The sequence below is a fragment of the Flavobacterium procerum genome (assembly GCF_042431625.1).
Lineage (GTDB): Bacteria > Bacteroidota > Bacteroidia > Flavobacteriales > Flavobacteriaceae > Flavobacterium > Flavobacterium procerum.
Map to the genome: position 1 here is coordinate 160991 of NZ_JBHLYW010000032.1, position 25745 is coordinate 186735.

Below are 25745 nucleotides of genomic sequence, written 5' to 3' on the forward strand. Positions count from 1 at the left end.
TTTAAATTATAAAAACTAAAAAATAATGACTACAAGGTTTTAGAAACCTAGCAGGAGATAAAACGAATAATTATGAAAAGAGTAGATTATGAAATTATAGGAAAAAAGATTGTCGTTGGGATAATCTTGTTTTTAGTACCACTGGCCATTTTAGCCGGAGGATTAACCATTATTAATCAATTTTTAAAATAAGAAATCATGGCAATAGTTCAAAAAGAAAAATTAACGAGAGACTTAACAATTAGTTTCTTCATTTACGCATTGCCGGTTGTGGCAATTTATCTTTACTTTCAACTGGGCGGTTCCTCTGTAAATGAATCACATTTAACCGTACCCTCATTTTTACAATTTCTACAGCCCGTTTTTGCCAACATCAGGTCTTGGGGATTAATCGTATTTATGATTGTGTTGGGCATCATCGAATTTGCAGCAGGTTTATACGACGACGAATGGACAGGGGAAGAACGCAAAATTGATATTGTTTCTTTCTTGGCGCCAAAATTAATTTTGCCTCCAGTAATTGCTTTTTTCAGTTTGACAGCTTTACCATACCTAATACCAAATCTGGCTAATTCATTATCATGGGTTCCATTTTGGGGAGGATTTTTTCTTATTGCAATTGCAGATGATTTAACGCAATATTGGTACCACAGACTGCATCATCAAGTGCCTTTTTTATGGCGTTTTCACAGAACACATCATTCTGCTCCATATATGGGAATGGCGATGGCTTCTAGACAAAACTTTATCTACACGATTTTCTTTTCACAGATTTATTTGACTGCAACTTTAACGTATTTAGGATTAGGATTACCTGCTTTATTTGTTTTGGTAATTAAAAGTTTTATCACTTTAGGAGCGCATTCAAGCATTGCGTGGGATAAACCTTTCTACAAATACAAAGTTTTACATCCGATTGCTTGGGTTTTAGAAAGATTGATTTCTACTCCTGCAACACATCACGCACATCATGCAGATACAAGCGGAGACGGTGTTGGTCATTTTAAAGGAAACTTCGGAAATATGTTTTTTATCTGGGATGTAATCTTCGGAACAGGATTGATTACTCGTAAATTCCCCGAATCATACGGAACAAAATCATACAAACAAGAAGAATGGTATGCGCAGTTTCTTTGGCCGATTTTTAAATCTAAAAAAGAAGGAAGCTCTCTTGCTGAAGGTGTTTTGTCACTTCCATTAAAACCAAAAGTTGCTCTTGTTGAAGAAAATCCGGTTCCAGCATTAGAATTAGAGCAGGCTCAATAGCAAAATGAAAAAATCTAAACTAAAATTTAGTTTAACAGCAATTGTATTTCTAATTACAATTGCTGTTTTTCCTCAGGGACAAAGCGCAAATCTATTGCTGGATGCTTTTTACACCAAAGTGAAAAATCAAAAACAGCCACAAATAATTGACGCAAGAAGTCCTGAAGAATTCGCTCTTAACCATATCGAAGGCGCTCTAAATTTCAATCTTAAATCAGAAGATTATGAAAAATATGTCGCGAATTTAAATCCCTCAAAACCAGTATTTATTTATTCGATTGCCGCTTATAGAAGCGGACTATTAGCATCCGATCTGGGAAAGAGAGGTTTTACAGAAGTATATATTCTGGAAGGAGGCATTGCCAGCTGGATTGGAGGCGGAAAACCTTTTTACAGCAATCTAAAAAGCAAATTATCATTGGCAGAATACAAAAAGATACTTTCTGAAAATCAATATGTTTTGGTAGATATAGGTTCTAAATATTGCGCAACCTGTAAAACCGTAAAACCAATTTTAGAATCACTGAGAACTCAGTACGGAGAAAAGCTAAAAATCATCGAAATTGAATTAGAAGAAAGCCCGCAGGTTATTGCCGATTTAAAAAACATAAAAGTCTTTCCTACTTTAATTCTCTATCAAAACAGTAACATTATTTTCAAAAAAGACGGTCTAGGCGACTTGAAAAATGATGTTGATCTTGCTTTGGCTTCGAAATGACGAAAATGTGTATAAATCTCTATCCATTCAAAAACCAACCAAAACCAAACTATGGCAACCTATAAAAAAATAACCAAAATTGTTGTCTCTATTTTGATAGTGCTCCTAATTATAGCAGCATTTTTATTTTGGCCTATCAATACTGACGGAAAACTAATTGAAGCCGATAAAATACTAGCCGAAGGCAAAAAAACATTTCTATCACAAAAAGATACTTCCTCTTTAGAGAAAAAGCCTAATATCATTATTTTGCTCGCAGATGACTTAGGCAAATATGATATTTCCTTATATGGAGGAAAATCAGCGCCAACACCTCAGATTGATTCTCTGGCGGCTTCTGGTGTAACTTTTTCAGATGGTTATGTCTCATCTTCTATTTGTTCGCCATCAAGAGCCGGACTCATTACTGGAAGATATCAAGAACGTTTTGGTCATGAATTTCAACCGGGCGATCGTTATCCGAAAAATAATCTGGAATATTATGCTTTCAAATACCTAATCAATACAGATAATTGGCATCTGAATCCTAAAATCACGTATCCAAATAATGCTTCAATTGCCACGCAGGGATTACCGCAATCTGAAATTACTTTTGCTGATTTGGCAAAAAGAAAAGGCTACAGTACGGCTATTATTGGAAAATGGCATTTAGGCCACAACAAGGGCTTTTTTCCTTTGGATCGTGGCTTTGATTATCACTACGGATTTTATCAGGCTTTTTCACTTTTTGCTCCCGAAGATGACAATCCAGACATCGTCAACCATCATCATAAAGATTTTACCGATAAAGTAATTTGGGGACAAGGACGTGTCGGAATTGGAAAAATTCGAAGAGATACCACGATTATTGACGAAAAAGAGTATTTAACCGAAAAATTTGCTGACGAAGCTGAAACTTTCATCGATAAAAACAAAGACAAGCCGTTTCTACTTTACATTCCGTTCAATGCGCCGCATACGCCATTTCAGGTGCGTAAAAAATATTATGATCGTTTTCCGAATGTAAAAGACGAAAACAAACGTGTTTATTTTGCAATGATAAGCGCTTTAGACGATGCAATCGGTAGGATTCGTGCAAAAGTGAAAAAAGAAGGACTTGAAGAAAATACTTTGATCATTTTTGCCAGTGACAACGGAGGAGCCGATTACACTTTTGCAACGACAAATGCACCTTTAAAAGGTGGCAAGTTTTCACATTTTGAAGGTGGTGTAAATGTTCCTTTTGCACTTTCGTGGAAAGGGAAAGTCAAACCGAATACCGTCTATAAAACGCCTGTAAGTACGCTTGATATTTTTACCACAATTGCTGCTGCTATTCATTCCGATCTTCCAAAGGACAGAATCTATGATGGCGTCGATTTAATTTCGACCGTAAATGAAAATAAAGAAGCCCATAAGAACCTTTACTGGCGTTCAGGTGATGCAAAAGCCATCAGAAGTAGTGACTGGAAACTAATAATTAGCGGCAAAACACATGAAAAATGGCTTTATAACCTTGCTTCAGACAAATCTGAAAAAACTGATTTGGCAGCAAAAAATCCTGAAAAAGTAAAAGAATTGGAAGATGCTTTAAAAAACTGGGAAAAAGGCCTTGTAAAACCTCTGTGGCCAAATCTTATGCATTATGAATTCGACTTTGGAAAACAAAAATACTTTGTCGATTTATAATTTCATATAACCCTGCAAGGTTTCCAAAGCCTTTTAGGTTTCTTTTTATTTATCCAAATTAATAATTAATGGCTGCAAGGTTCTGAAAACCTTGCAGGAAAACTAAAATAAAATGTCAACCTCAACAAAATTTACCATTCACGAAGATTGGACTGTCGTTATTCTGAGTTTTCTCATTATCGGAATCTCTCTTTTTATTTTTATTCCCGAAGTTCCAGTTTTCAGCTGGTCAGATACTGGTGATTTAACAGCAAAAGTATTTAATTTCAAAAACCTTAAAATTATTTTTATCCAATTTATATATTTAATTTTTATCGGAACATTAGGTGTGTTTTTAATCGGAAAGTCGGTTAAGTATTTTTTGTTTACTTTTCCAGCGCTATATTTCTTAACATTGGTCGCTCTTCTCTTGGCTGGAAATTCGGCAATAAAATCGGTTAATCTCGAAGCGGTAATTTTTAGTTTACTAATTGGTCTGGCTATTGGTAATTTTTTCAAACTTCCAGAATGGTTCCGAGCAGCACTTTCAACAGAAGTTTTTGTAAAAATCGGATTGGTTTTATTAGGCACCAGCGTAATTTTTTCGGATATTTTAAAAGCCGGTTCACTCGGATTAATTCAGGCTTTATTTGTCGTTTTATCAGTTTGGTATTTTGCATTCTGGCTCTGCCGAAAATTAAAAGTCGACGATGAATTGGCTATGATGATTTCAAGTGCCGTTTCCATTTGCGGTGTTTCTGCCGCAATTGCTACTTCAGGCGCAATAAAAGGCGATGCAAAAAAGCTGTCTTATGTCATTTCAATTGTCTTGATTACGGCAGTACCCATGATGATTTTCATGCCTTTAATTGCCCAATATTTCAATTTTCCCGAAGAAGTAACTGGAGCCTGGCTTGGAGGCAGCATAGACACATCTGGAGCCGTAGCTGCTTCTGGAACTTTGGTTGGAGAAACAGCTTTAAAAATCAGTACGATTGTAAAATTTTCTCAAAATGTATTATTAGGATTAGCAGCCTTTGCCATTTCGGTATATTGGACATATTCACAAAATGCATCATCTGAAACCGTTGAATCAAAACCGACTTTAAAAGTAATTTGGCAACGTTTTCCAAAATTCGTAATTGGATTTATTACGGCTTCTCTGCTGTTTTCATTCCTAATTACCGCAGAAACTAGAGATAATGTAAAAGACAGTTTGAAAAATCTTCAAGGAATCTGGTTTGCTTTGGCTTTTACAAGCATTGGTTTGGAAACCAATTTTAAAGATCTTCTTGCCAACAACAGCCGCAAACCCTTATATGCCTTTTTACTTGCACAATTATTCAATATTATCATTACACTGATTATCGCTTTTTTCCTTTTTAGTTAAAAATTTATCTGCCGTGAATTACAATATGTTTTTTGCATTTAATCATTTACAAATGATAAAGCTTAAACCATTTATAAAATAAAAAAGAGTTTGCAATCCATGCATTCTCTATTATGAGATAATTACTTTTTTTGATATTTTTAGTAATTATAGCCAGAAAGCGATTGTTGCAAAGCAGTCGCTTTTTCTTTTTGCATACATAAAACCAGTATTAACTTCTTTAGCAAAATTGCAGCTTTGCAGTTTACGTAAAAAAAACAGCAACAAAACACAAATCTCACCAAATAACAATGCAAAAATCGACAAACACACAAAAACAACGACAAATGTGACAATTATCCGCAAAAACATTAAAAACATTAACATTAATTTAAGATATTTGAGATAACTAATTTAAATCAGAAGAACAATGAAAATTAAATTAAAGCAATTTATGCTTCTACTATTTGTATTTTTTGTACAAATAGCGACAGCACAAGATGGAACGGTTTCCGGAAAAGTTACCGATAAAACAGGACTTCCTATCCCGGGTGCAAATGTTATTTTAAAGGGAACTAATGTAAGCACTCAGACAAATTTTGATGGAGAATTTACTATCAATGCTAAAGAAGGGCAAACTTTAGTAATTTCTTACCTTGGAATGCAGACCATCGAGGTCCAAGCATCAAAAGCCTTAAAAATTTCACTTCAGGATGCTTCCAATGAGTTAGAAACCGTTCTTGTAGTAGGATACGGAACACAAGTAAAAAGAAAATCTACTGATAATATAGCTCGTGTAACTGCTAAAGATATCCAGCAGGTTCCAGTGGCAAACGTACAAAATGCCTTAGTAGGTAAACTGGCTGGGGTGCAGATAACACAAACGAATGGAAAAGTAGACGGAGGCGTAAAAATTCGCGTTCGTGGTGCGGCGAGTATCAGTGCAGGAACAGATCCATTATATGTTTTAGACGGTATTCCGCTTATCACTTCAAACGAGTCTACCAATGGAGCTCCAACCAATCCATTACTGACTTTAAGCCCAAATGAAATAGAATCTATTGATGTATTAAAAGATGCTTCGTCGGCCGCTATTTACGGTGCGCGAGGAGCAAACGGAGTTGTAATCATTACTACCAAAAAAGGAAAAGACGGAAAAGGGACTTTTTCTCTTAACTTTTCTCAAGGTGTGAGTACAGCAACAAACAAAAAGAAATGGCTGAATGCAGATCAGTATGTTGAATTGTTTACAGAAGCTTCTATAAACGGAACCGGAGATGCGGCCGAAGCAGAAAGCACTTTCGATTTTCTTGCACAGGGAACAGACTGGAGAAGCAGACAGGTAAATACTGACTGGCAAGATCTTGTTTTACGTGACGGACTTACAACAGATGCAGATTTTTCTGTTTCTGGTGGAGATGCCAAAACGAAATACTTTTTCTCTGGAGCATATAATAACACAAAAGGTATTGTAGTAAATAATGATTTACAAAGAATAACAGCGAGAACCAACCTTTCTCACAAAGTTTCTGATCGTTTTACTGCTGGAATGAATTTAAGCTTTTCAAGATCTGAAATAGATCGTGTACAGGATGATAACGCCTTTACGACACCACTTCAGGTTGTAGCGCAATCACCATTGTCTCAGGCTCGTTTAGATGACGGAAGCGCAAATCCGAATACACTTTATGCGAATTACTTCTTAGCGGCTGATAATTCATTCTGGAAAACCATTATGAGAAGACTTACAGGAAAAGTATTTGGCGAATACCAGCTTCTTTCTTCATTAAAATTCAATTCTGATTTTGCTTATGACCTTCTTTCTCAGACAGAAGATTACTGGCAGGGGAAAAATGCACCGTTTATGGCAACAGATGGCGAAGTTTATGCGACATCCGTAAACAACGAAACGTACATTTTTAGTAACTACTTTAGTTTTGACAAAACATTTGCCGAAAAACACACTATAAATGCCGTTGTAGGTATGGAATTCAATAAATACCACAGAAGATACCAGTCTGTAACCAGTATTTATTTCCCAGACGATTCTTTCCAGACGATTGATGGAGGTGCCGAAGTTAACGCAGGAGAAGGAAGAGAAACCGGATATACTTTTGTTTCTCAATTTGGAAGACTTAATTATTCGTTTGCAAATAAGTACTTATTTAAAGCAAGTATTCGTCGTGATGGTTCTTCACGTTTTGGAAAAAATGAAAGATTCGGGATTTTTCCCGCGTTTTCTGCAGGATGGATTATTTCTGAAGAAAGTTTCTTAAAAGAAAACAAAACATTGTCATTCTTAAAATTAAAAGGAAGTTGGGGAAAACTAGGAAATGCTGAAATTGAGAACTTTGCTTCTCGTCAGTTATATGAGTCTAATCCTTATAATTTAAAATCAGGGCTTACTTTTTTTCAAGCCGGAAATGATAATTTAACTTGGGAAAAATCAACTCAGGTAGATTTTGGAGTAGAATTTGGTTTATTTGATAGAATCAATGTCGAAGTTGATTACTACAACAAAACTACCGACGGATTATTGTTTGAAGTTCCTTTAGCGATAAGCTCAGGAGCAAGTACTATCAATAAAAATGTTGGTAAAATTGAAAGTAAAGGTTTCGAATTTACTTTAAACACTAAAAATTTTAGTACCGAAAACTTTACTTGGAATACTAGCTTCAATATTACAACCAATCAGTCAAAAGTATTGTCAATGCCAAATGGCAAAGACATTGTGACAACCTATACCATTAACAGAGTCGGCGAAAATATTTCTTCTTTTTACCTTGTAGAATATGCTGGAGTTGACCCTGCAAACGGAGATGCGCTTTTCATAAAAAACACTGTAAATCTTGATGGTACAATTGACAGAAGTACTACAAACGATTACAGCCAGGCAAAAAGAGTTGTTGCTGGAAATCCTTTCCCAGAATTAATGGCAGGTTTAACCAACACTCTGAATTACAAAGGATTTGATTTAACTTTTACTTTTCAGGGAGAATGGGGAGCTAGCATCTATAATTCAGCCGGAAGATACCAATCTGTAGCTGGAGATTATTTTGACAACCAGACTGCTGATCAGTTGAGACGCTGGCAGAATCCGGGAGATATTACAGATGTCCCTCAGGCTAGATTATACGGCAGCAACGGAACAGGTGATTCTACAAGATTTCTTGACCAAGCAGATTTTATTCGTCTAAGAAACTTAACTCTTGGGTATACACTTCCAAAAACAATTCTTAAAGAAGCGGGAATCAGCAGTGTTCGTTTGTATGCAACAGGAGTAAACTTACTTACTTTTACCAAATACAACGGTACTGATCCAGAAGCCAGAAGAGATGATACAGGAATCGGAGAAGATTTTTATTCTGCTCCACCTGCGAGAACAATTGCTTTAGGTGTAAATCTTAATTTTTAAAAATACAACAAATGAAATCATATAAATATATCTTACTTTTTCTCTTCACAGCTTTTTTGACGAGTTGTGAAAATGAGCTGGAAATTGACCCGCAACAAAGTCAGGATTCCGATATTACGTTAAGTACCGAAGGAGGTATTACCAATATTCTGAACGGAGCTTATGCCCTTGTTGCAGATGCAGATGTTTACGGAGGACGAATGCTTGTATCTGGAGATTTAATGGCGCAAACTGGAGTTACTGCCACAACCGATTTTAGATGGAGAGGAACCTACGGAGAGTTTAGACAGATGTACACTAAAACGATCCTTACAGATAATGCTTTTGTTAGACAAATATATAAGCGTTGTTATGACATTATCAACGCAGGAAACATTGTAATAGAAAATATTGACAAAGTAAAAGATCCTGATAAACAAGCCCGAATGATTGCGGAAGCAAAATTCTTAAAGTCATTGGCTTATTTTGATCTGGTACGCTTTTTTGCCCAACCGTATGAAGCCGGTAAGCAAAATACGCAGCTTGGAGTTATTATCAGACCAAATGCTATCTACGATTATAATTCTGATTTATCTAAAGAAAGAAGCACAGTCGAAGAAGTATATGCCTTGGTAATTTCAGGTTTAAATGATGCTTATGACAATCTACCAGAAGAAAACAGCTTTTATCCTGATAAATACGCAGCAAAAGCATTATTGGCAAGAGTATATCTGCAACAGCAAAATTATGAAGCAGCAAGAGATGCCGCTGATGAAGTAATAAGCGACAGTGGTAGAGCATTGTCTAACACTTATGCAGGAGCCTTTAATCATGACGTGAATCAAATTGAAGATATTTTTGCTGTACAGATTACAAAACAGACAGGAGAAAATGAAATTGTAGTAATGTACGCTTCTGAAGGCAATGGAGGACGCGGAGGTGATATCGAAATCAGAAATACATACCTAGATAAGTTTACAGATCCTAATGATGTAAGAGCTAATTTTAATTATGTGAATGATGACAACGGAAGATTATTAACCTCTAAATACACCAATCAGTTTGGCGATGTCGGAATTATTCGTCTTGCCGAAATGTATTTGATCAGAGCCGAAAGCAACTTTAGATTAGGCACAGCTGTTGGAGATACTCCGTTAAATGACATCAATTTAATAAGATCCAGAGCTAACGCGACTAATTTTATACTAATTACGCTTGATGATATTTTAGCAGAACGCGAGTTAGAATTGGCTATGGAAGGATTTGCTATTCATGACCTGAAAAGAACCAAAGGTTCTATTGATGTAAATGGAGACGGCTCAGTATTGATTCCTTACAACGATAATAAATTAGTATTCCCAATTCCGTTAAGAGAAATGGATACAAATGGTAAAATAACCCAGAATCCAGGCTATGGAAGTTAGTTTTTAGTTGTAAAAAAGTAACAGAGTAACAAAGGTTCAAAGTGACAAAGGTTCAAAGGTTTATACTATTCTATAAATCTTTGAACCTTTATCTTTTAAAAGACTTTGAATCTTTGAACATTCCCAATTCCGTTACAAAAAATAGATATTAGCACAGAATCCTCCTCGCTACGGAAGTCAGTTTTTAGTTCCAAAAAAAAATAACAGAGTAACAAAGCGACAAAGGTTCAAAGGTTTATACTATTCTATAAACCTTTGAGCCTTTATCTTAAAAAAAAACTTTGAACCTTTGTCACTTTGAACCTTTGCCTCTTAAAAAAAATATCTAAAATCGTTCAAAGACTTTTCTATAATTTGAATACATTCCTGAATTTGTTCTTCTGTCATAACCAAAGGCGGTGCCAGACGTATTTTATTTCCATGCGTTGGTTTAGCAAGCAAACCATTATCTCTAAATTTCAAACATATTTCCCAAGCCAAATCAGAATTTTCATCACAGTTGATGACAATGGCATTCAAAAGTCCTTTACCTCTAACCAGTGTAATCAAATCATTCTTAGAGGCGATTTCATTAAGGCCCTTTCGAAGAATGGCTCCAAGTTTTTCTGCATTTTCAGCAAGTTTTTCATCCCTCACCACTTCAAGAGCTGTAATGGCTACTGCCGCCGCAACAGGATTTCCTCCAAAAGTAGAACCATGTTGTCCCGGTTTAATTACATTCATTATTTCATCATTACATAAAACTGCAGAAACCGGATAAACACCACCAGAAATTGCTTTTCCTAAAATCAAAATATCAGGTTGCACGTTTTCGTGGTGAACCGCAAGTAATTTCCCAGTACGAGCGATTCCGGTCTGTACTTCATCGGCAATAAAAAGAACATTATGTTTTTCGCACAATGCTTTCGCTTTTGCTAAATAACCTTCAGACGGAACATAAACACCAGCTTCTCCCTGAATTGGCTCAACCAAGAATCCTGCAATATTTTTAGATGAATTTAAAGCATTTTCAAGCGCTTCAAGATTGTCGTATTCTATTTTTATAAATCCGTCAGTAAAAGGTCCGAAATTTTTACGCGCAGTTTCATCATTAGAAAAAGAAATTATGGTTGTAGTACGCCCGTGAAAATTATTCTCACACACAATCACTTGTGCCTGATTTTCAGGAATTCCCTTTACTTCATAAGCCCATTTTCTGCAGACTTTCAATGCCGTTTCTACAGCTTCGGCACCAGTATTCATTGGAAGAACTTTATCAAAACCAAAATATTTAGTTACAAATTCTTCGTAATTTCCAAGTTTATCATTGTAAAAAGCACGTGAAGTCAAAGTCAGTTTTTGAGCCTGATCGATCATAGCCTGAACAATCTTAGGATGGCAATGCCCTTGATTTACTGCCGAATAAGCCGAAAGAAAATCAAAATATTTTTTCCCGTCAACATCCCAAACATATACTCCTTCTCCCCTTTCTAAAACCACAGGAAGCGGATGGTAATTATGAGCTCCATATTTATTTTCTTTTTCAATCAAAATTTCAGACTTTGATGAAAGTGCTTTTTCTGTATCAATCATAATTTATTGTTTTAGAAACACAAAAGTAACAAAATTAATTTATTTAAAACCTAAAAATATGTTTTTTGACTTTAAAAACAGCTAAACAAAGTCAAATATGAATTTTAAACATCAAAAAAAGCAAATCCGAAACCTTGGCAAAATCTCTTTCTTCTTTATTTATTGAAAAAAATAATTACTTTTATAAAAAAGAGAAATTTCAACTTATGGATAATTTAGACGATTTTGATATTAATATTCTAAAAGAATTAGAAAGAGACGGCAGAATGGCATTTTCCGCTATAGCGACCAATTTAAAGATTTCAAATACAATGGTGCACCAGCGCATCAACAGAATGACCGAACAAGGCATCATAAGCGGAATTAAGCCTATTATCCAGGAAAAAAAGATAGGATACGACTGGGCATCTTTTACCGGAATTTCGTTAAACAAAGATTCCGATTCAGACCGCGTAATACAGGCCTTAAAAGAGATTCCCGAAATCACAGAATGTTATTATGTAACGGGTTCATTTACACTTTATATCAAAATAATCGCAAAAAACCATGAGCACATGCGAAGCATTTTGTACGAAAAAATCGATAGTATTCCCGGAATTGCCAAAACCGATTCGATTATAGAATTAGGCTGTGCCTTTAAACGAAACATTACCTTATAAAACGTTTTTAAAAGTAAAACCATGAACAATTTCTCCGTTTTTCGTCTGTTATTTTTTTCGATGTTTTTCTGTTCCTTTTTTTCAGAAGCTCAGAATCCTAAAGGAAAATTATTTATCATCGGCGGCGGAGATCGTTCTGACGAATTGATGAAAAAGGTTTTGGAAGTCGCCCAACTTGGACAAAAGGATTTTATTGCCGTTCTTCCGATGTCCAGCGAAGAACCCGACAGTTCTTTTATCTTCTTCAAAAATCAAATGGTAAAACTTACGCCACATCCGATTGTGATGCTCAATTTCAATAAGGAAACGGCTCAAAATAAAAAACTTACCGACTCGCTTCAAAAAGCAAAATTGATTTTTATAAGCGGCGGCGACCAAACTCGTTTCATGTCTGTGGTGCATAATACTCCTATAAAAACGGCTATTTTAAAAGCTTACGAAAACGGAAGCACCATTTCGGGTACCAGCGCCGGTGCGGCCGTGATGTCTGAAAAAATGATTACCGGAAACCAAAAACTAGAAAAGGAATATTCAGGAACTTTTGACAACATTCGTTATGATAATCTAGAAACTTCTGAAGGATTAGGTTTATTGAAAACAGCCGTGATTGACCAGCATTTTCTTAAACGTAACCGCTACAATAGACTTCTTTCTGCATTGGTCGAATTTCCATCGCTAACGGGAATCGGAATCGATGAAAGTACCGCGATTATAGTTCGAAACAATGAAGTAGAAGTAACCGGAGAAAGTGAAGTTATTGTAGTTCGAAATCCGAAAGGTATTTTAAAATCGAAAAAAAACAACCTCATTTCTATCGAAAGCCTGCAAATGAGCATTTATACTTCGGGTCAAAAATTTAAAATTAAATAATCATGTCTGATTTTATTCGCAGAGCGAAAATTATTACTGCACTGTTTTTTATAAGTTTCTTTGTTAATGCACAGAAAATTAGTCTAAAAGAAATTGACCGTTTAGAAAAAGCAGCAAAACAGGTTACAATAATCAGAGACAATTGGGGAATTCCGCATGTTTATGGAAAAACTGACGCAGATGCTGTTTTTGGACTTTTGTATGCACAATGTGAAGATGATTTTCAGCGTATTGAAATGAATTATATTGAAAAACTCGGACGCCTTTCTGAAGTAAAAGGACAGTCGGTTTTGTACAATGATCTTGAAATTCGGCTTTTGATTGATACCGAAGAAGCAAAAGAAGATTATAAAAAAGCACCAATTTGGCTTAAAAAACTCCTAAACAGTTATGCAGATGCAATCAATTTTTATCTCTACAAACATCCCGAAGTAAAACCAGCCCTTTTAACTCATTTTGAGCCTTGGTTTCCTCTATTATGGACCGATGGAAGCATCGGAGCAATCAGCACGGCAGATCTTTCTACAGCAGAATTAAAAGCATTTTACTCTGGAAATAAAGACAAGGTTGCTTATGTCGAAAGAGAAAAATACGTCCAAACCGGATCAAATGGTTTTGCTTTTGCACCATCCAAAACAACTAGCGGCAATGCAATTTTGTATATTAATCCGCATACCACTTTTTATTTCAGGCCCGAAGTTCAGATTTCCAGCGAAGAAGGTTTAAATGTTTATGGAGCCGTAACTTGGGGACAGTTTTTTGTTTATCAGGGTTTCAACGAAAACTGCGGTTGGATGCATACTTCATCAAATGTAGATGTTGCAGATATGTACGCGGAGAAAATCAGTTCAAAAAAAGGAAAATATTATTATGAGCTTGACAAGAAACTATATCCTGTAAAAGAAAAACAAATCACTATAAAATATACCGAAAACGGAAAATTGCATTCTAAAGAATTTAAAACGTTTTTTACCAACAAAGGTCCGGTAATGGCAGAAAGAGACGGAAAATGGATCAGCTTAAAATCGATGAACCGCTCCATGACCAGTTTAATCCAAAGCTGGACACGTACCAAATCCAAGTCTTTTGAAGAATACAAAAAAGCTATGGATTTAAAAGCAAATACTTCCAACAACACCGTTTATGCCGATAACAAAGGAAACATTGCCTATTGGCATGGAAATTTTATCCCGATAAGAGATAAAAAACTAAACTGGTCAAAAGTAATGGATGGATCTGTCTCAGCCACGCAATGGCATGGACTTCATGAAGTAAACGAAACCGTTCATGTATACAATCCTTTAAACGGCTGGCTACAAAATTGCAATTCGACACCTTTTACTTCGGCTGGAAAAAACAGTCCGAAAAAAGAAAATTTCCCGCCTTATATGGCGCCTGACGGAGAAAACTTTAGAGGTATCAATGCAGTACGAATTTTTGAAAATCCTGAAAAATATACATTAGACCAAGTTATAGCAAAAGGCTACGATTCGAAATTATCTATTTTCGAAATTTTGATTCCAAATCTTAAACGCGTTTTTGAAACCATTAAATCAGATTATCCAAATTATGACGAATTAGCGCAAGCAGTATCCATCATGAGTAATTGGGATTATTATGCAAACGAGAATTCTGTTCCTGCATCGCTGGCAATCGAATGGGCATACAAACTTGATCCTATAATTCAAAAAGCGTATGTAGACGAAGGAGAACCCGATCAGGTGGCAAACACTTTAAATTTTGCCAAAAAAGCTACTGCCGAACAAATGATTCCACAGTTGCAGAGTGTTTTAAACGAATTAAAATCAAAATGGGGAACTTGGCAGGTAAAATGGGGAGAAATTAACCGTTTTCAGCGTAACAGTGGTGACATTAATTTAAAATACGACGATAATCTGTCAAGTCTGCCAATCGGTTTTGGGCCAGGCTCTTGGGGAAGCCTTCCTTCCTTTAAAAGCAATTATCAGAACAATTCTAAAAAAAGGTATGGCTATAACGGAAACAGTTTTGTCTGTGCGGTAGAATTCGGTTCAAGAATAAAAGCTAAATCACTCTTAGCGGGCGGAAACAGTGGCGATAAAAACTCAAAACATTTTGACGATCAATCAGAAATGTATCAACAAGGAAAATTTAAAGATGTATTGTTTTATAAAGAAGATGTAGAAAAAAACGCTGAAAAGACCTATCATCCGGGTCAATGATCCCTCTTAAACTAAATTGTTAAATAACCTCGTAAGAAATAGCTTTCGAGGTTTTTTTGTAACATAATATTTCTGATATTTGTTAAAAATTGTAAAAAATGAAAAATACAGCTACATTTATAATTGCAACCTTATTGTTTTCTACTACAATCATGGCACAACTAAAACCTGTAAAATATTCCGAAGGTAATCAGTCACTTAACGGATTATTTGTAAAATCTGCAAAGAAAAACACTCAAAATCCTGGAATCTTACTTCTTCCGGCTTGGCTTGGAATTGACAAGGCATCTAAAGATATTGCGGAGAACTTATCTAAACTTGGTTATCATGTTTTTATCGCTGATATTTACGGAGAAGGAAATTATCCAAAAAACACTTCCGAAGCTGGAAAACAAGCTGGTTTCTATAAAAAGAATTACGAGGCATATCAAAAAAGAATCGATGCTGCCTTACAAGAATTAGTAAAATCGGGAGCCAATGCAGATAATATCGTGGCAATCGGATATTGCTTTGGAGGAACAGGAGTTCTTGAAGCCGCACGAGGCCATTTGAATGTAAAAGGAATCGCTTCTTTTCATGGCGGTTTAGGAAAAGATGCCAGCCGTGCTGCGGAACCGTTCACTGCAAAAGTCTTGATTTGTCATGGTGCCGATGATCCTTTTGTTCCGAAAGAAGAAATTACCGCTTTCCAGCAGGAAATGCGCGATACCAAAGCCGATTGGCAGATGATTTATTATGCAAATTCGGTACATTCATTTACGAATCCGGAGGCAGGAAACGACAATTCTAAAGGCGCTGCTTATAACGCTTTGGCTGCCAAAAGATCTTTTGATCACTTACAGCTTTTCTTAAACGAAGTTTTAAAAAAATAATACCACCAAATCCCACCAAAGACAAACCAATCAAACCAATTCAATGTCACATAACACAATTAGAAAAGACAAAACCTGTTTGAACTGCAGGCATGTGGTCGAACAAAAATTCTGCCCAAATTGCGGACAAGAAAACAGCGAAAGCCGAAAAACTTTCCATCACTTATTTGTTCATTTCTTCGAAGATTTAACGCATTACGAAAATGCTTTTTGGAGAACTATTCGCAATCTGCTTTTTAAGCCTTCAACGCTTACTAAAGAATACCTATCAGGAAAACGCCTTTCTTATTTAGCTCCAGTCAGGCTTTATATTTTTATCAGTTTTATCACTTTCTTGCTAATTGCTTTGTTTCCAAGTAAAACAAAAGACAGTTTAACAAAAGGTGAAAAAGAAATCACATCAAACTTTGAAAGTTCAGAAAAAAACGGTTTAAACAGTAATAAGAAAAAATACTTTCAGCTAAAATCGATGAAAGAAATTGATTCTATACAGAAATATGGAAAAGAAAGTGAGAAACTAAATGCTTTTAGTTATTGGGTTTATGAGAAAGCAGTGCATGTTACGGAAACCAACACAAAAAAGGAAATAATCGAAAAATTCGTAGAATCTTTTTTCCATAATATACCGAAAATCCTTTTTATTGTAATGCCTTTTTTTGCTTTTTTTCTTTGGCTTTTTCACAATAAAAAGAGATGGTATTATTTTGACCACGGTATTTTTACACTCCATTATTTTTCGTTTTTACTACTTATGTTTCTTATAATGTTCATTATCGACAGAATTATTGGCTCTTTTGGAGAAGACAGTCCGTTAAGCCTTATATCAAATATCACTACTTTTGTCGGAACTGTCTGGATGTGCTACTATTTCTACCCTGCGCATCATCGTTTTTATGGAGAATCAAGGACAGTCTCATTTGTTAAAAGTGTACTATTATTCTTTCTAAACTCTATATTTATACTATTTTTACTGACGGCTTATGTCCTATACATATTTATTAATTTACACTAACAATCTAGAATGAAAAAATTACTGATTTTATTATTAATCGCTTCTGCGTTTTCATGTAAAAACACGCAGTCTGTTGGCTCAAAAGACAATTCTGATCCAACAAAATACATGAAACTCATTACGCAGAAGGACCTTAAAACAATGTTATACGTTATTGCTTCTGATGAAATGGAAGGCCGCGAAACGGGTTCTGCAGGACAGAAGAAAGCAGGCCTTTATATGATTGAGCAATACAAAAAGAATGGCATCTCTTTTCCAAAAGGAGCTTCAGATTACTATCAGCATATTCCTGCCTCTTATTTAAACGCAAGACGAAATCAAAATCTTCCTGATTCTGAGAACATTTGGGCTTTTATAGAAGGTTCTGAAAAACCGGATGAAATTTTGGTAATCTCTGCGCATTATGACCATGTTGGAATTAAAGATGGAGAAGTTTACAATGGAGCAGACGATGACGGTTCAGGAACAGTTGCTGTTATAGAAATGGCTAAAGCTTTCGCTAAAGCAAAAAAACAAGGACACGGACCAAAACGTTCTATTTTGTTTCTTCACGTAACTGGAGAAGAACACGGCCTTCACGGATCTCGTTTTTATTCTGAAAATCCATTGTTTCCTATAGCAAATACAATAGCTGACATCAACATTGACATGATTGGTCGTCGTGATGTTGAGCATGCTAATACAAACAATTACGTTTATGTAATCGGTGCCGACAGATTATCATCTGAACTGCATAAAACTGTTGTGGATCAAAATGACAAATACATTAAAATGGATTTGGATTTCAAATTTAACGACCCGAAAGACCCAAACCATTTCTACGAACGTTCTGACCATTACAACTTCGCAAAACACGGAATCCCATCTGTTTTCTTCTTCAACGGAGTTCACGAAGATTACCACCAAAAAGGCGACGAACCTCAAAAAATCGAATACGACGCTTTAACAAAAAGAACACAACTAGCCTTCGTAATCGCTTGGGATTTAGCCAACAGAGAAAATAGACCGATAGTTGATAAAAAATAGGAACCTATTTTAGGAGCAAAGGTTCAAAGCAACAAAGATTTTAAGTTACCAGATAAAACAAAAAAGGATGAGTTTTTAATAAACTCATCCTTTTTTGTTTTTATAGATTCACAGTAAAAAAACTCTGAACCTTTGTTACTTTGAACCTTTGTTCCTTACTTAGTCATTCATAGAAATCAAAAACTCTTCGTTGTTTCTAGTTTTCTTGAAACGGTCGTTTACGAAATCCATAGATTCAACTGGGTTCATGTCTGAAAGGTACTTACGCATGATCCACATTCTTTGTAATGTTTTTTCATCTAACAATAAATCATCACGTCGTGTGCTTGATGATGTAAGATCGATAGCAGGGAAAATACGTTTGTTGGCAATCTTACGGTCTAACTGAAGCTCCATATTACCGGTTCCTTTGAATTCTTCAAAAATAACCTCGTCCATTTTAGAACCCGTTTCAGTTAAGGCAGTTGCGATAATACTTAACGAACCTCCATTTTCAACATTTCTTGCGGCTCCGAAGAAACGTTTTGGTTTTTGTAATGCGTTGGCATCCACACCTCCACTCAATACTTTTCCTGATGCAGGCTGAACCGTATTGTAAGCTCTTGCCAAACGTGTAATCGAATCCAAAAGAATAACAACATCATGTCCGCATTCTACTAAACGTTTTGATTTTTCGAGCACAATGTTAGCAATTTTAACATGTTCTTGCGGTTCTCTGTCAAATGTTGATGCGATAACCTCACCTCGTACGCTTCGTTGCATATCTGTAACCTCCTCAGGACGCTCGTCTATCAAAAGAACGATTAAATACACTTCTGGATGATTTGCTGCGATGGCATTTGCAATGTCTTTTAAAAGCATTGTTTTACCTGTTTTTGGCTGTGCCACAATCATTCCACGCTGCCCTTTTCCGATAGGAGAAAACAAATCAATAATTCGGGTTGATATAGAACTGCCTTTTTCGGCTAATTTGAATTTTTCTGAAGGAAAAACAGGCGTCAAGTGCTCAAAAGAAACCCTATCGCGAACTACTTGCGGATCGTGTCCGTTGATTTTAAGTACACGAACTAAAGGAAAAAATTTCTCTCCTTCTTTCGGAGGACGAACAACTCCTTTTACAGTATCTCCGGTTTTTAAACCAAATAATCTAATCTGCGAAGTTGATAAATAAATATCATCTGGAGAAGCTAGGTAATTATAATCTGATGAACGTAAAAAACCGTAGCCGTCTGGCATCATTTCAAGAACGCCTTCGCTTTCTATAATTCCGTCAAATTCAAAATCTGAATCTCTGAAATTATTGCTTTTTTTGTTTTTATGATTAGGATTTTGATTATTGTTGTTGTTTCCGTTTCCGTTCCCGTTTTGATTCTGATTTGGGTTTTGGTTCTGGTTTTTATTTTGATTCGGATTGACCTTTTTAGCAACAGGCGATTGTGTAGTTTTTTCGGCCTCTGCATCAGTGTTTACTGGAGCGACAGCATCATTTTGAACATTTTCTGTTACTGGAATTTCTGCTGGAATATTTTCTTTTAAAACTTCTTTTTCTTTTTTAAGAGCTACTTTTTTCTCGTATGCCGACTTATTAAATTTTACGACTTTAGGCTCTTTCTTGTCTGTCTTTTTGACTTCTTTAGCTTCTGGAGCAATTGCTGCAGTTTCAGCTACAATCTCCTGATTTTCTTCTTTTTGAACAGTTTCGTCTTTATCAAATTCTAGAACGGGAGTAGTTTTGGTATTTGCTGCTTTGGTTTTTGCTGGAGCGATTCTGGCGCGTTTTGGCTTATCATCTTTTGCATCAGAAACTGCGTTTGTTTGAGGAGCTTCAGCACTTGCAAGAGATGCTTCCTGATGTGCTAAAATCTGACTAATTAAAGTCTCTTTCTTGACACCATTAAACTTTATGGTTTTAGCTAACTTAGCTATTTCTTGAAGCTCAGAAAGCTTCATTTCTTTTAATGCAGAAATATCAAACATGAATATTCTATGAATTTAATTATTTTAAAGGAAAAACTGTAAAAAGAATAGGTAGATAATAAATTTGAATTGACCGCAGTATGAAGTGCTTACGGTATTATGATGCAATAATACGAATAAAATTTAATCATACAATAGTATTTTAAAAAAAGAAAATATATTTTTGTAAAACAATTTTAGATTATGTTACAACGAATTCAGACAGTATATTTAATTCTTGCATTTATAGCAACTGGCATTTTGATGTTGTTTATTCCGCTTTGGAAAACAGCAGACGGAAAACCTTTCTTTTTTATGCAAGATCAGTTTTATACCATTTTGCTAAGCTTAAGCACCATGCTTTCCGTAATAAGCATTATTTCATTCAAAAAAAGACAAAACCAGTTTGTAATGAACAGACTGAATATGATATTAAATTTAATTTTATTAGGATTATTTGTATACCGATCACTAAATTTATCTGGAGAGACTGAAGTCTCTGAGAAAGGTATTGGGATGTTTCTTCCGATTGTTGCTATCGTGTTATTAGTTTTAGCTAATAAGGCCATCAAAAAGGACGAAGATCTTGTAAAATCTGTTGACCGTTTGAGATAAACCTATAAACTTAGTTTATTTGTGCGAAGAAGAACCCGAATTTAATTATTCGGGTTTTTTTATGTCCCATTTTTAGCAATTAGCGTCAATACAATACAAACAACCGTCTTTGTAAGATATTTTTTTCATAAATTTGACAGTTTTAGATTTAAAAAACTGTATGCCGACCACGATAAAAATACATCTTGCAGATGACCATCAGGTTCTCCTTGACGGACTAACCAATCTGTTACAAACTGTTCCCAACTTTGAAGTAGTCGGACAATCTGTTGACGGCAGGACGCTTTATGAAGACGTAACAAACAACAATGCCGATATTCTTATTTTGGATATCAGTATGCCGAATAAAGACGGAATCGAAACTTTAAAAGAATTTAAAGAACATGATGCTCCATGTAAAGTTATCATCCTTTCTAGTTATGAAGATTTAAAAATCATTAAGGAAGTCATGAAACTGGGCGCAAAAGGTTATTTGACAAAAAAATGTGCCGGAGAAAACATCATCGAGGCGATTAAGGCAGTTCAAGAAGGAGAGGAATATTTTTCTGACACCGTAAGAGAAAAAATCTTCAATTCTTTTATGGGAAATCATCCCAAAATGAACCAGAATGCGTTAAATGACAACCCGTTATTAAGTCCACGCGAAATTGAAATCATTACCCTTATTTCACTAGAATACAGCGGAACAGAAATCAGTGAAAAACTTTATATAAGCAGCCACACTGTAGAAAGTCACCGAAAAAATCTTATGAAAAAACTAAACGTAAAGAGCACTATCGGACTTGTAAAATATGCTTTGAAACATAATATTATAAATTCTTAAAATATTTAATTATGTTTTGGAGAGCATTGTTCTTTTACATTTTTTTCCTTTCGCTGAACACAAATCTTGTTCACGCGCGGCAATATTCCCCTGCAAACACTACCGCTGTTTCTCAAAATAAAAACAACATTGTTGAGCACCAAAAACTGGAACAATTAAGAAACAAAAAAGTGGTAAGCTTATCTGTAATTCTGGTTATTATCTTGTTCTTTTTGTTTTACTTTTTCTATCAGAACAGCAAACTCAAACAAAAAATAAAACGCAAAGACATTAAGCAAAAAATACTTCTTGATGTAATAAATTCTGGCATTGACAGTCAGGAAATTGAAAGAAAAAAAATAGCGTCTTTTTTACACGACAATGTCAATTCGCTTTTATCCTCGGCGGGATTGCATTTAAATGTTTTTACAGCACAAAATCGGATTGACTCTGAAGAAATCAGAAAAGCAAAATCGATACTCGCAGAAGCACACGATCTTTTGCGTGATATGTCGCATGACCTTGTACCGTCGTTACTACTGCGTTTCGGTCTTATTTATGCTCTTGAAGATTTATGCGAAAAAAATTCGAATTCAAATATTGACTTTGAGTTTTTAAGTGAAATTTCGACTCAAAAAAGATATCCTGAAAAATTTGAAATGAAAATCTATTTTATTGTTTCTGAATTATTCAACAACATCATCAAACACAGTTGTGCGACTAGAGCCGAAATTAGGCTTAACGAAAAAAACAATAATTTGAGCATTAAAATTCAGGATAACGGAATTGGTTTTAAGAACAGAAAGCTAAAAGATGCCGAAGGTTTTGGATTAAACCGAATTAGAGCCCGAATTAAAAAATACAAAGGCAACCTGTCTGTGCTCTCTAAAATGAATGAAGGAACAAAAATAGAAATCGAGATTCCGTTACCGCATTAATGGCTACTTCTCTCCTATTTCTATAATTTCCAAATCTTTGATTTTGTCATCGTCAATAACAAATCGAAGCATTGTCCTTACTTTGTGAAAACCGCTTTTTCCTGCAGCACCAGGATTCATATGCAAGAGATTGTTCTTTTTATCGAACATGACTTTTAAAATATGTGAATGTCCGCAGATAAAAATCTTAGGCGGATTCTGCACCAGCTCTTCCCTTACACTCGGATTGTATTTGCCCGGATAACCGCCGATATGCGTAATCCAAACTGAAACATTTTCGCAAGAAAAACGATTGTTCAACGGGAACTCCAATCTCGCTTTGGCATCATCTATATTTCCGTAAACCGCCCGTAAAGGTTTAAGATTTTTAATAGTATCCGTAACTTTTAAATCGCCAATATCACCCGCATGCCAAACTTCATCGGCTTGCGAGACATATTTCAGAATGGTATCGTCAATGTGGCTGTGGGTATCGGAAAGCAAAAGGATTTTGGTCATTTTTTTTAAGTGGCTGAGATTATAAGATGCTAAGATACTGAGTTTTTTTGTAGAGACGCACCGCAGTGTGTCTTTCGTGCTGTTCTTATTTTTTTTAAAATCTAACGTTAGACGCACTGCAGTGCGCCTCTACAGATATAGACAATGGAAAAACCTTTGTTCTCCAAAAAGAAAAAAATCTCAGTATCTTAGCATCTCAGAATCTTAGTATCTTTTTTTCGTACCTTTGCGCACTCTGAACCTTTGAACCTCTAAAGTGAGATATTTTATTCGATTTGCTTATAACGGCACTCCTTATCACGGCTGGCAGATACAGCCAAACGCATCGTCTGTACAGGAAACATTAAACAAAGCCTTTTCGGTTTTGCTGAATGAGACTATCAGCATTATGGGCGCTGGCAGAACTGATACTGGTGTGCATGCAAGTGAGATGTTTGGGCATTTTGATACCGAAAAAAATATTGATGTGCTGAATTTAGTTCATAAACTGAATTCTTATCTCCCAAAAGATATTGCGATTTTTGACATTATTCCAGTTCACGATGATGCGCATTGCAGATTTGATGCATCAAAACGAACGTATGAATACCATATAAATACCGTTAAAAATCCGTTTTTACAGGAGTTGAGCTGGTATGTGTCTCAAAAACTCGATGTGGCTTTGATGAATGAAGCAGCGCAGCTTTTATTGAAGCATACCGATTTTCAGTGTTTTTCTAAAGTAAATACAGATGTTAATACTTTTGACTGCACGATTTTTGAGGCTTTTTGGAAAGAAGAAAACAACAAACTGATTTTCACCATTTCGGCTAATCGTTTTTTGAGGAATATGGTACGATCTATTGTGGGAACCTTAATCAATATAGGTTTGCACAAAATTACGCTGGAAGATTTTGAAAACATCATTGCCAGCAAAAACAGAGAAAAAGCCGGTTTTTCGGTTCCGGCGCATGGATTATATTTAACCGATATTTATTACGATTATATTACAAAATAGCCCTGATTGAAGTGAAAAGCTTTTTTGAAAAAAATAGTGTTTTTTGTGTTTTTTATAAAGCGACCGGAGGAAGCTCTTATAAAAAACAATACAAAAACCTATTTTTGAAAAAAACTTGCAACGAAAAGCAGGAAACAGCTTCTGAAAATAAATGAAAGCAAAAGCATTTGATACTGGATTATTTAAACGAATTTTAAAATATACAAAGCCTTATAAATGGCGCTACTATGGCGTAATTATATTTGCCGTTTCGCTGTCTATTTTTGCGGCCCTTCGTCCTTATTTATTAAAACAAACAGTCGACGGCTACATAAAAACTCACGACAAAATGGGTTTATTGCAGTACATTATCCTGATGGGAATTGTATTGCTGATGGAGGTCTTTTCTCAGTTTTATTTTGTTTACTGGGCCAACTGGCTCGGACAGGATATTGTAAAAGACATTCGTACGAAGCTTTTTAAGCATATTCTGAGTTTTAGAATGAAATATTTCGATTTGGTTCCGGTTGGACAATTGGTAACAAGAGCCGTTTCGGATATTGAATCTATTGCCCGCATCTTTAGCCAAGGATTGTTTATGATCATCAGTGATTTGATGAAAATGCTCGTGGTGCTCCTTTTTATGTTTTATATGAATTGGAAACTGACTTGGATTGTTGTTATTGCAATGCCTATTCTGGTATTTGTGACAAGAATTTTCCAGCGCAAAATGCAGGTGGCTTTTGAGGAAGTACGAACGCAGATTGCCAACATGAACTCTTTTGTGCAGGAACGTGTTACAGGTATGAAAATCGTACAGCTTTTTAACCGTGAAAAAATTGAAGCCGAAAACTTCAAGGAAATCAACAACAAACACAAAACGGCCTGGATCAAAACGATTTTATACAACTCTATTTTCTTTCCGATTGCCGATATTATCTCATCTATAACTTTAGGATTGGTTGTAGTTTATGGCGGTTTTAGGATTTTGAACGGAGATCATTTTACTACTTTCGGAGATTTGTTCTCTTATACGATGTTTATCGGAATGCTTTTTAATCCGCTGCGTCAGATTGCGGATAAATTTAACGAAATGCAACTCGGAATGATTGCGGCCAATCGTGTTTTTGACATTATCGACACTCAAGACCACATTCAAGATACTGGAAAAATCGAAGCTCCTGTTTTTGATGGAAAAATTGAATTCAAAGATGTACGTTTCAGTTATATTCCGGAAGAAGAAGTCATCAAAGGAATTGATTTATCGGTAGCTTCTGGACAGACAGTTGCTATTGTCGGATCTACTGGCGCCGGAAAATCGACCATTATAAATCTGCTCAATCGTTTTTACGAAATCAACAGCGGTACCATTTCTATTGACGGCCAAAATATAGAAAACTATACACTGGCTTCACTTCGAAGACAAATTGCTGTTGTTTTGCAAGATGTGTTTTTGTTTGCCGATACGATTTACAACAATATTACGCTGCATAATCCTGAGATTACGCGAGAACAGGTAATTGATGCCGCAAAAAAAATCGGAGTTCACAATTTCATCATGAACCTTCCAGATAATTATGATTTTGATGTAAAAGAACGCGGCGTAATGCTTTCGTCTGGACAACGACAGTTGATTGCCTTTCTGCGATCGTATGTAAGCAATCCGAGTATTTTGATTTTGGACGAAGCCACTTCGTCAATCGATACGTATTCTGAAGAAATGATTCAGCGTGCAACGGAAACGATTACAAAAGGAAGAACTTCGATTATCATCGCGCACCGACTGGCAACCATTGTAAATGCAGATAAAATTGTAGTAATGGACAAAGGTCTAATTGTAGAACAAGGAACGCATCAGGAATTATTGCATAAAACTGATGGTTATTATAAAAACCTATACGATTCGCAGTTTGCGGCCGCGAATTAAAAC

Annotated in this window: 20 protein-coding genes; 17 read left to right on the plus strand and 3 right to left on the minus strand. The window is 35.5% G+C overall.

From position 1 onward, the window contains the following. Positions 1 to 198 precede the first annotated feature (198 nt). From ACFFLS_RS24905 to ACFFLS_RS24930, 6 genes are all read left to right on the plus strand, one after another. Positions 199 to 1266, plus strand: coding sequence for a sterol desaturase family protein (locus tag ACFFLS_RS24905; protein WP_379682661.1), 1068 nt, complete (start codon positions 199 to 201; stop codon positions 1264 to 1266). A gap of 4 nt (positions 1267 to 1270) precedes the next feature. Further along, the gene (locus tag ACFFLS_RS24910; RefSeq protein ID WP_379682662.1) at positions 1271 to 1984 is read left to right on the plus strand and encodes a rhodanese-like domain-containing protein; all 714 of its coding nucleotides are present in this window, start codon (positions 1271 to 1273) and stop codon (positions 1982 to 1984) included. A 51-nt stretch (positions 1985 to 2035) separates the two neighbouring features. Then, on the plus strand, positions 2036 to 3652 hold the full coding sequence (locus ACFFLS_RS24915) for a sulfatase-like hydrolase/transferase (protein WP_379682663.1): 1617 nt from the start codon (positions 2036 to 2038) through the stop codon (positions 3650 to 3652). Between the two features lie 112 nt (positions 3653 to 3764). Next, on the plus strand, positions 3765 to 5021 hold the full coding sequence (locus ACFFLS_RS24920) for a YeiH family protein (protein ID WP_379682664.1): 1257 nt from the start codon (positions 3765 to 3767) through the stop codon (positions 5019 to 5021). 409 nt (positions 5022 to 5430) lie between these two features. After that, the gene (locus tag ACFFLS_RS24925; RefSeq protein ID WP_379682665.1) at positions 5431 to 8415 is read left to right on the plus strand and encodes a SusC/RagA family TonB-linked outer membrane protein; all 2985 of its coding nucleotides are present in this window, start codon (positions 5431 to 5433) and stop codon (positions 8413 to 8415) included. An 11-nt stretch (positions 8416 to 8426) separates the two neighbouring features. Next, the gene (locus ACFFLS_RS24930; protein WP_379682666.1) at positions 8427 to 9818 is read left to right on the plus strand and encodes a RagB/SusD family nutrient uptake outer membrane protein; all 1392 of its coding nucleotides are present in this window, start codon (positions 8427 to 8429) and stop codon (positions 9816 to 9818) included. A 312-nt stretch (positions 9819 to 10130) separates the two neighbouring features. On the opposite strand, the gene rocD is transcribed toward ACFFLS_RS24930, so the two are convergent. Beyond that, positions 10131 to 11390 carry an ornithine--oxo-acid transaminase gene (gene rocD / locus ACFFLS_RS24935; protein ID WP_379682667.1) on the minus strand — a complete coding sequence of 420 codons (1260 nt, stop codon included), beginning with the start codon at positions 11388 to 11390 and terminating at the stop codon, positions 10131 to 10133. Positions 11391 to 11596: 206 nt separating this feature from the next. Here rocD and ACFFLS_RS24940 point away from each other — a divergent pair, with 206 nt between their 5' ends. The 6 genes from ACFFLS_RS24940 to ACFFLS_RS24965 all read left to right on the plus strand — a co-directional run bounded on the left by ACFFLS_RS24940 (position 11597) and on the right by ACFFLS_RS24965 (position 18030). Beyond that, positions 11597 to 12049, plus strand: coding sequence for an Lrp/AsnC family transcriptional regulator (locus tag ACFFLS_RS24940; RefSeq protein WP_379682668.1), 453 nt, complete (start codon positions 11597 to 11599; stop codon positions 12047 to 12049). 21 nt (positions 12050 to 12070) lie between these two features. After that, entirely contained in the window at positions 12071 to 12919 is an 849-nt protein-coding gene (locus tag ACFFLS_RS24945) for a cyanophycinase (RefSeq protein WP_379682669.1), read from the plus strand. A 2-nt stretch (positions 12920 to 12921) separates the two neighbouring features. Next, positions 12922 to 15120 (plus strand): penicillin acylase family protein, encoded by a 2199-nt coding sequence (locus ACFFLS_RS24950; protein ID WP_379682670.1) that lies wholly within the window; start codon positions 12922 to 12924, stop codon positions 15118 to 15120. A gap of 98 nt (positions 15121 to 15218) precedes the next feature. After that, positions 15219 to 15992 (plus strand): dienelactone hydrolase family protein, encoded by a 774-nt coding sequence (locus ACFFLS_RS24955; RefSeq protein ID WP_379682671.1) that lies wholly within the window; start codon positions 15219 to 15221, stop codon positions 15990 to 15992. Positions 15993 to 16035: 43 nt separating this feature from the next. Further along, on the plus strand, positions 16036 to 17004 hold the full coding sequence (locus tag ACFFLS_RS24960) for a DUF3667 domain-containing protein (RefSeq protein WP_379682672.1): 969 nt from the start codon (positions 16036 to 16038) through the stop codon (positions 17002 to 17004). A 9-nt stretch (positions 17005 to 17013) separates the two neighbouring features. Further along, positions 17014 to 18030 (plus strand): M28 family peptidase, encoded by a 1017-nt coding sequence (locus ACFFLS_RS24965; protein ID WP_379682673.1) that lies wholly within the window; start codon positions 17014 to 17016, stop codon positions 18028 to 18030. Between the two features lie 159 nt (positions 18031 to 18189). On the opposite strand, the gene rho is transcribed toward ACFFLS_RS24965, so the two are convergent. Beyond that, the gene (gene rho / locus ACFFLS_RS24970; RefSeq protein WP_379682674.1) at positions 18190 to 20007 is read right to left on the minus strand and encodes a transcription termination factor Rho; all 1818 of its coding nucleotides are present in this window, start codon (positions 20005 to 20007) and stop codon (positions 18190 to 18192) included. A gap of 183 nt (positions 20008 to 20190) precedes the next feature. Between rho and ACFFLS_RS24975 the strand changes: the two genes are divergently transcribed. The 3 genes from ACFFLS_RS24975 to ACFFLS_RS24985 all read left to right on the plus strand — a co-directional run bounded on the left by ACFFLS_RS24975 (position 20191) and on the right by ACFFLS_RS24985 (position 22341). Beyond that, positions 20191 to 20601 carry a DUF4293 domain-containing protein gene (locus ACFFLS_RS24975; RefSeq protein WP_379682675.1) on the plus strand — a complete coding sequence of 137 codons (411 nt, stop codon included), beginning with the start codon at positions 20191 to 20193 and terminating at the stop codon, positions 20599 to 20601. A gap of 160 nt (positions 20602 to 20761) precedes the next feature. Beyond that, complete coding sequence (locus ACFFLS_RS24980; RefSeq protein ID WP_379682676.1) at positions 20762 to 21424, plus strand: response regulator transcription factor; 663 nt, start codon at positions 20762 to 20764, stop codon at positions 21422 to 21424. Positions 21425 to 21435: 11 nt separating this feature from the next. Then, positions 21436 to 22341 carry a sensor histidine kinase gene (locus ACFFLS_RS24985; protein WP_379682677.1) on the plus strand — a complete coding sequence of 302 codons (906 nt, stop codon included), beginning with the start codon at positions 21436 to 21438 and terminating at the stop codon, positions 22339 to 22341. A gap of 3 nt (positions 22342 to 22344) precedes the next feature. Here the strand turns inward: ACFFLS_RS24985 and ACFFLS_RS24990 are convergent, their stop codons facing one another. Next, positions 22345 to 22839, minus strand: a complete 495-nt coding sequence (locus ACFFLS_RS24990) for a metallophosphoesterase family protein (RefSeq protein WP_379682678.1) — start codon at positions 22837 to 22839, stop codon at positions 22345 to 22347. 256 nt (positions 22840 to 23095) lie between these two features. Here ACFFLS_RS24990 and truA point away from each other — a divergent pair, with 256 nt between their 5' ends. Both truA and ACFFLS_RS25000 read left to right on the plus strand, forming a co-directional pair. Then, positions 23096 to 23836 carry a tRNA pseudouridine(38-40) synthase TruA gene (gene truA, locus ACFFLS_RS24995; RefSeq protein WP_379682679.1) on the plus strand — a complete coding sequence of 247 codons (741 nt, stop codon included), beginning with the start codon at positions 23096 to 23098 and terminating at the stop codon, positions 23834 to 23836. A gap of 151 nt (positions 23837 to 23987) precedes the next feature. Then, positions 23988 to 25742 (plus strand): ABC transporter ATP-binding protein, encoded by a 1755-nt coding sequence (locus tag ACFFLS_RS25000; RefSeq protein WP_379682680.1) that lies wholly within the window; start codon positions 23988 to 23990, stop codon positions 25740 to 25742. The last annotated feature ends 3 nt before the right edge of the window (positions 25743 to 25745 follow it).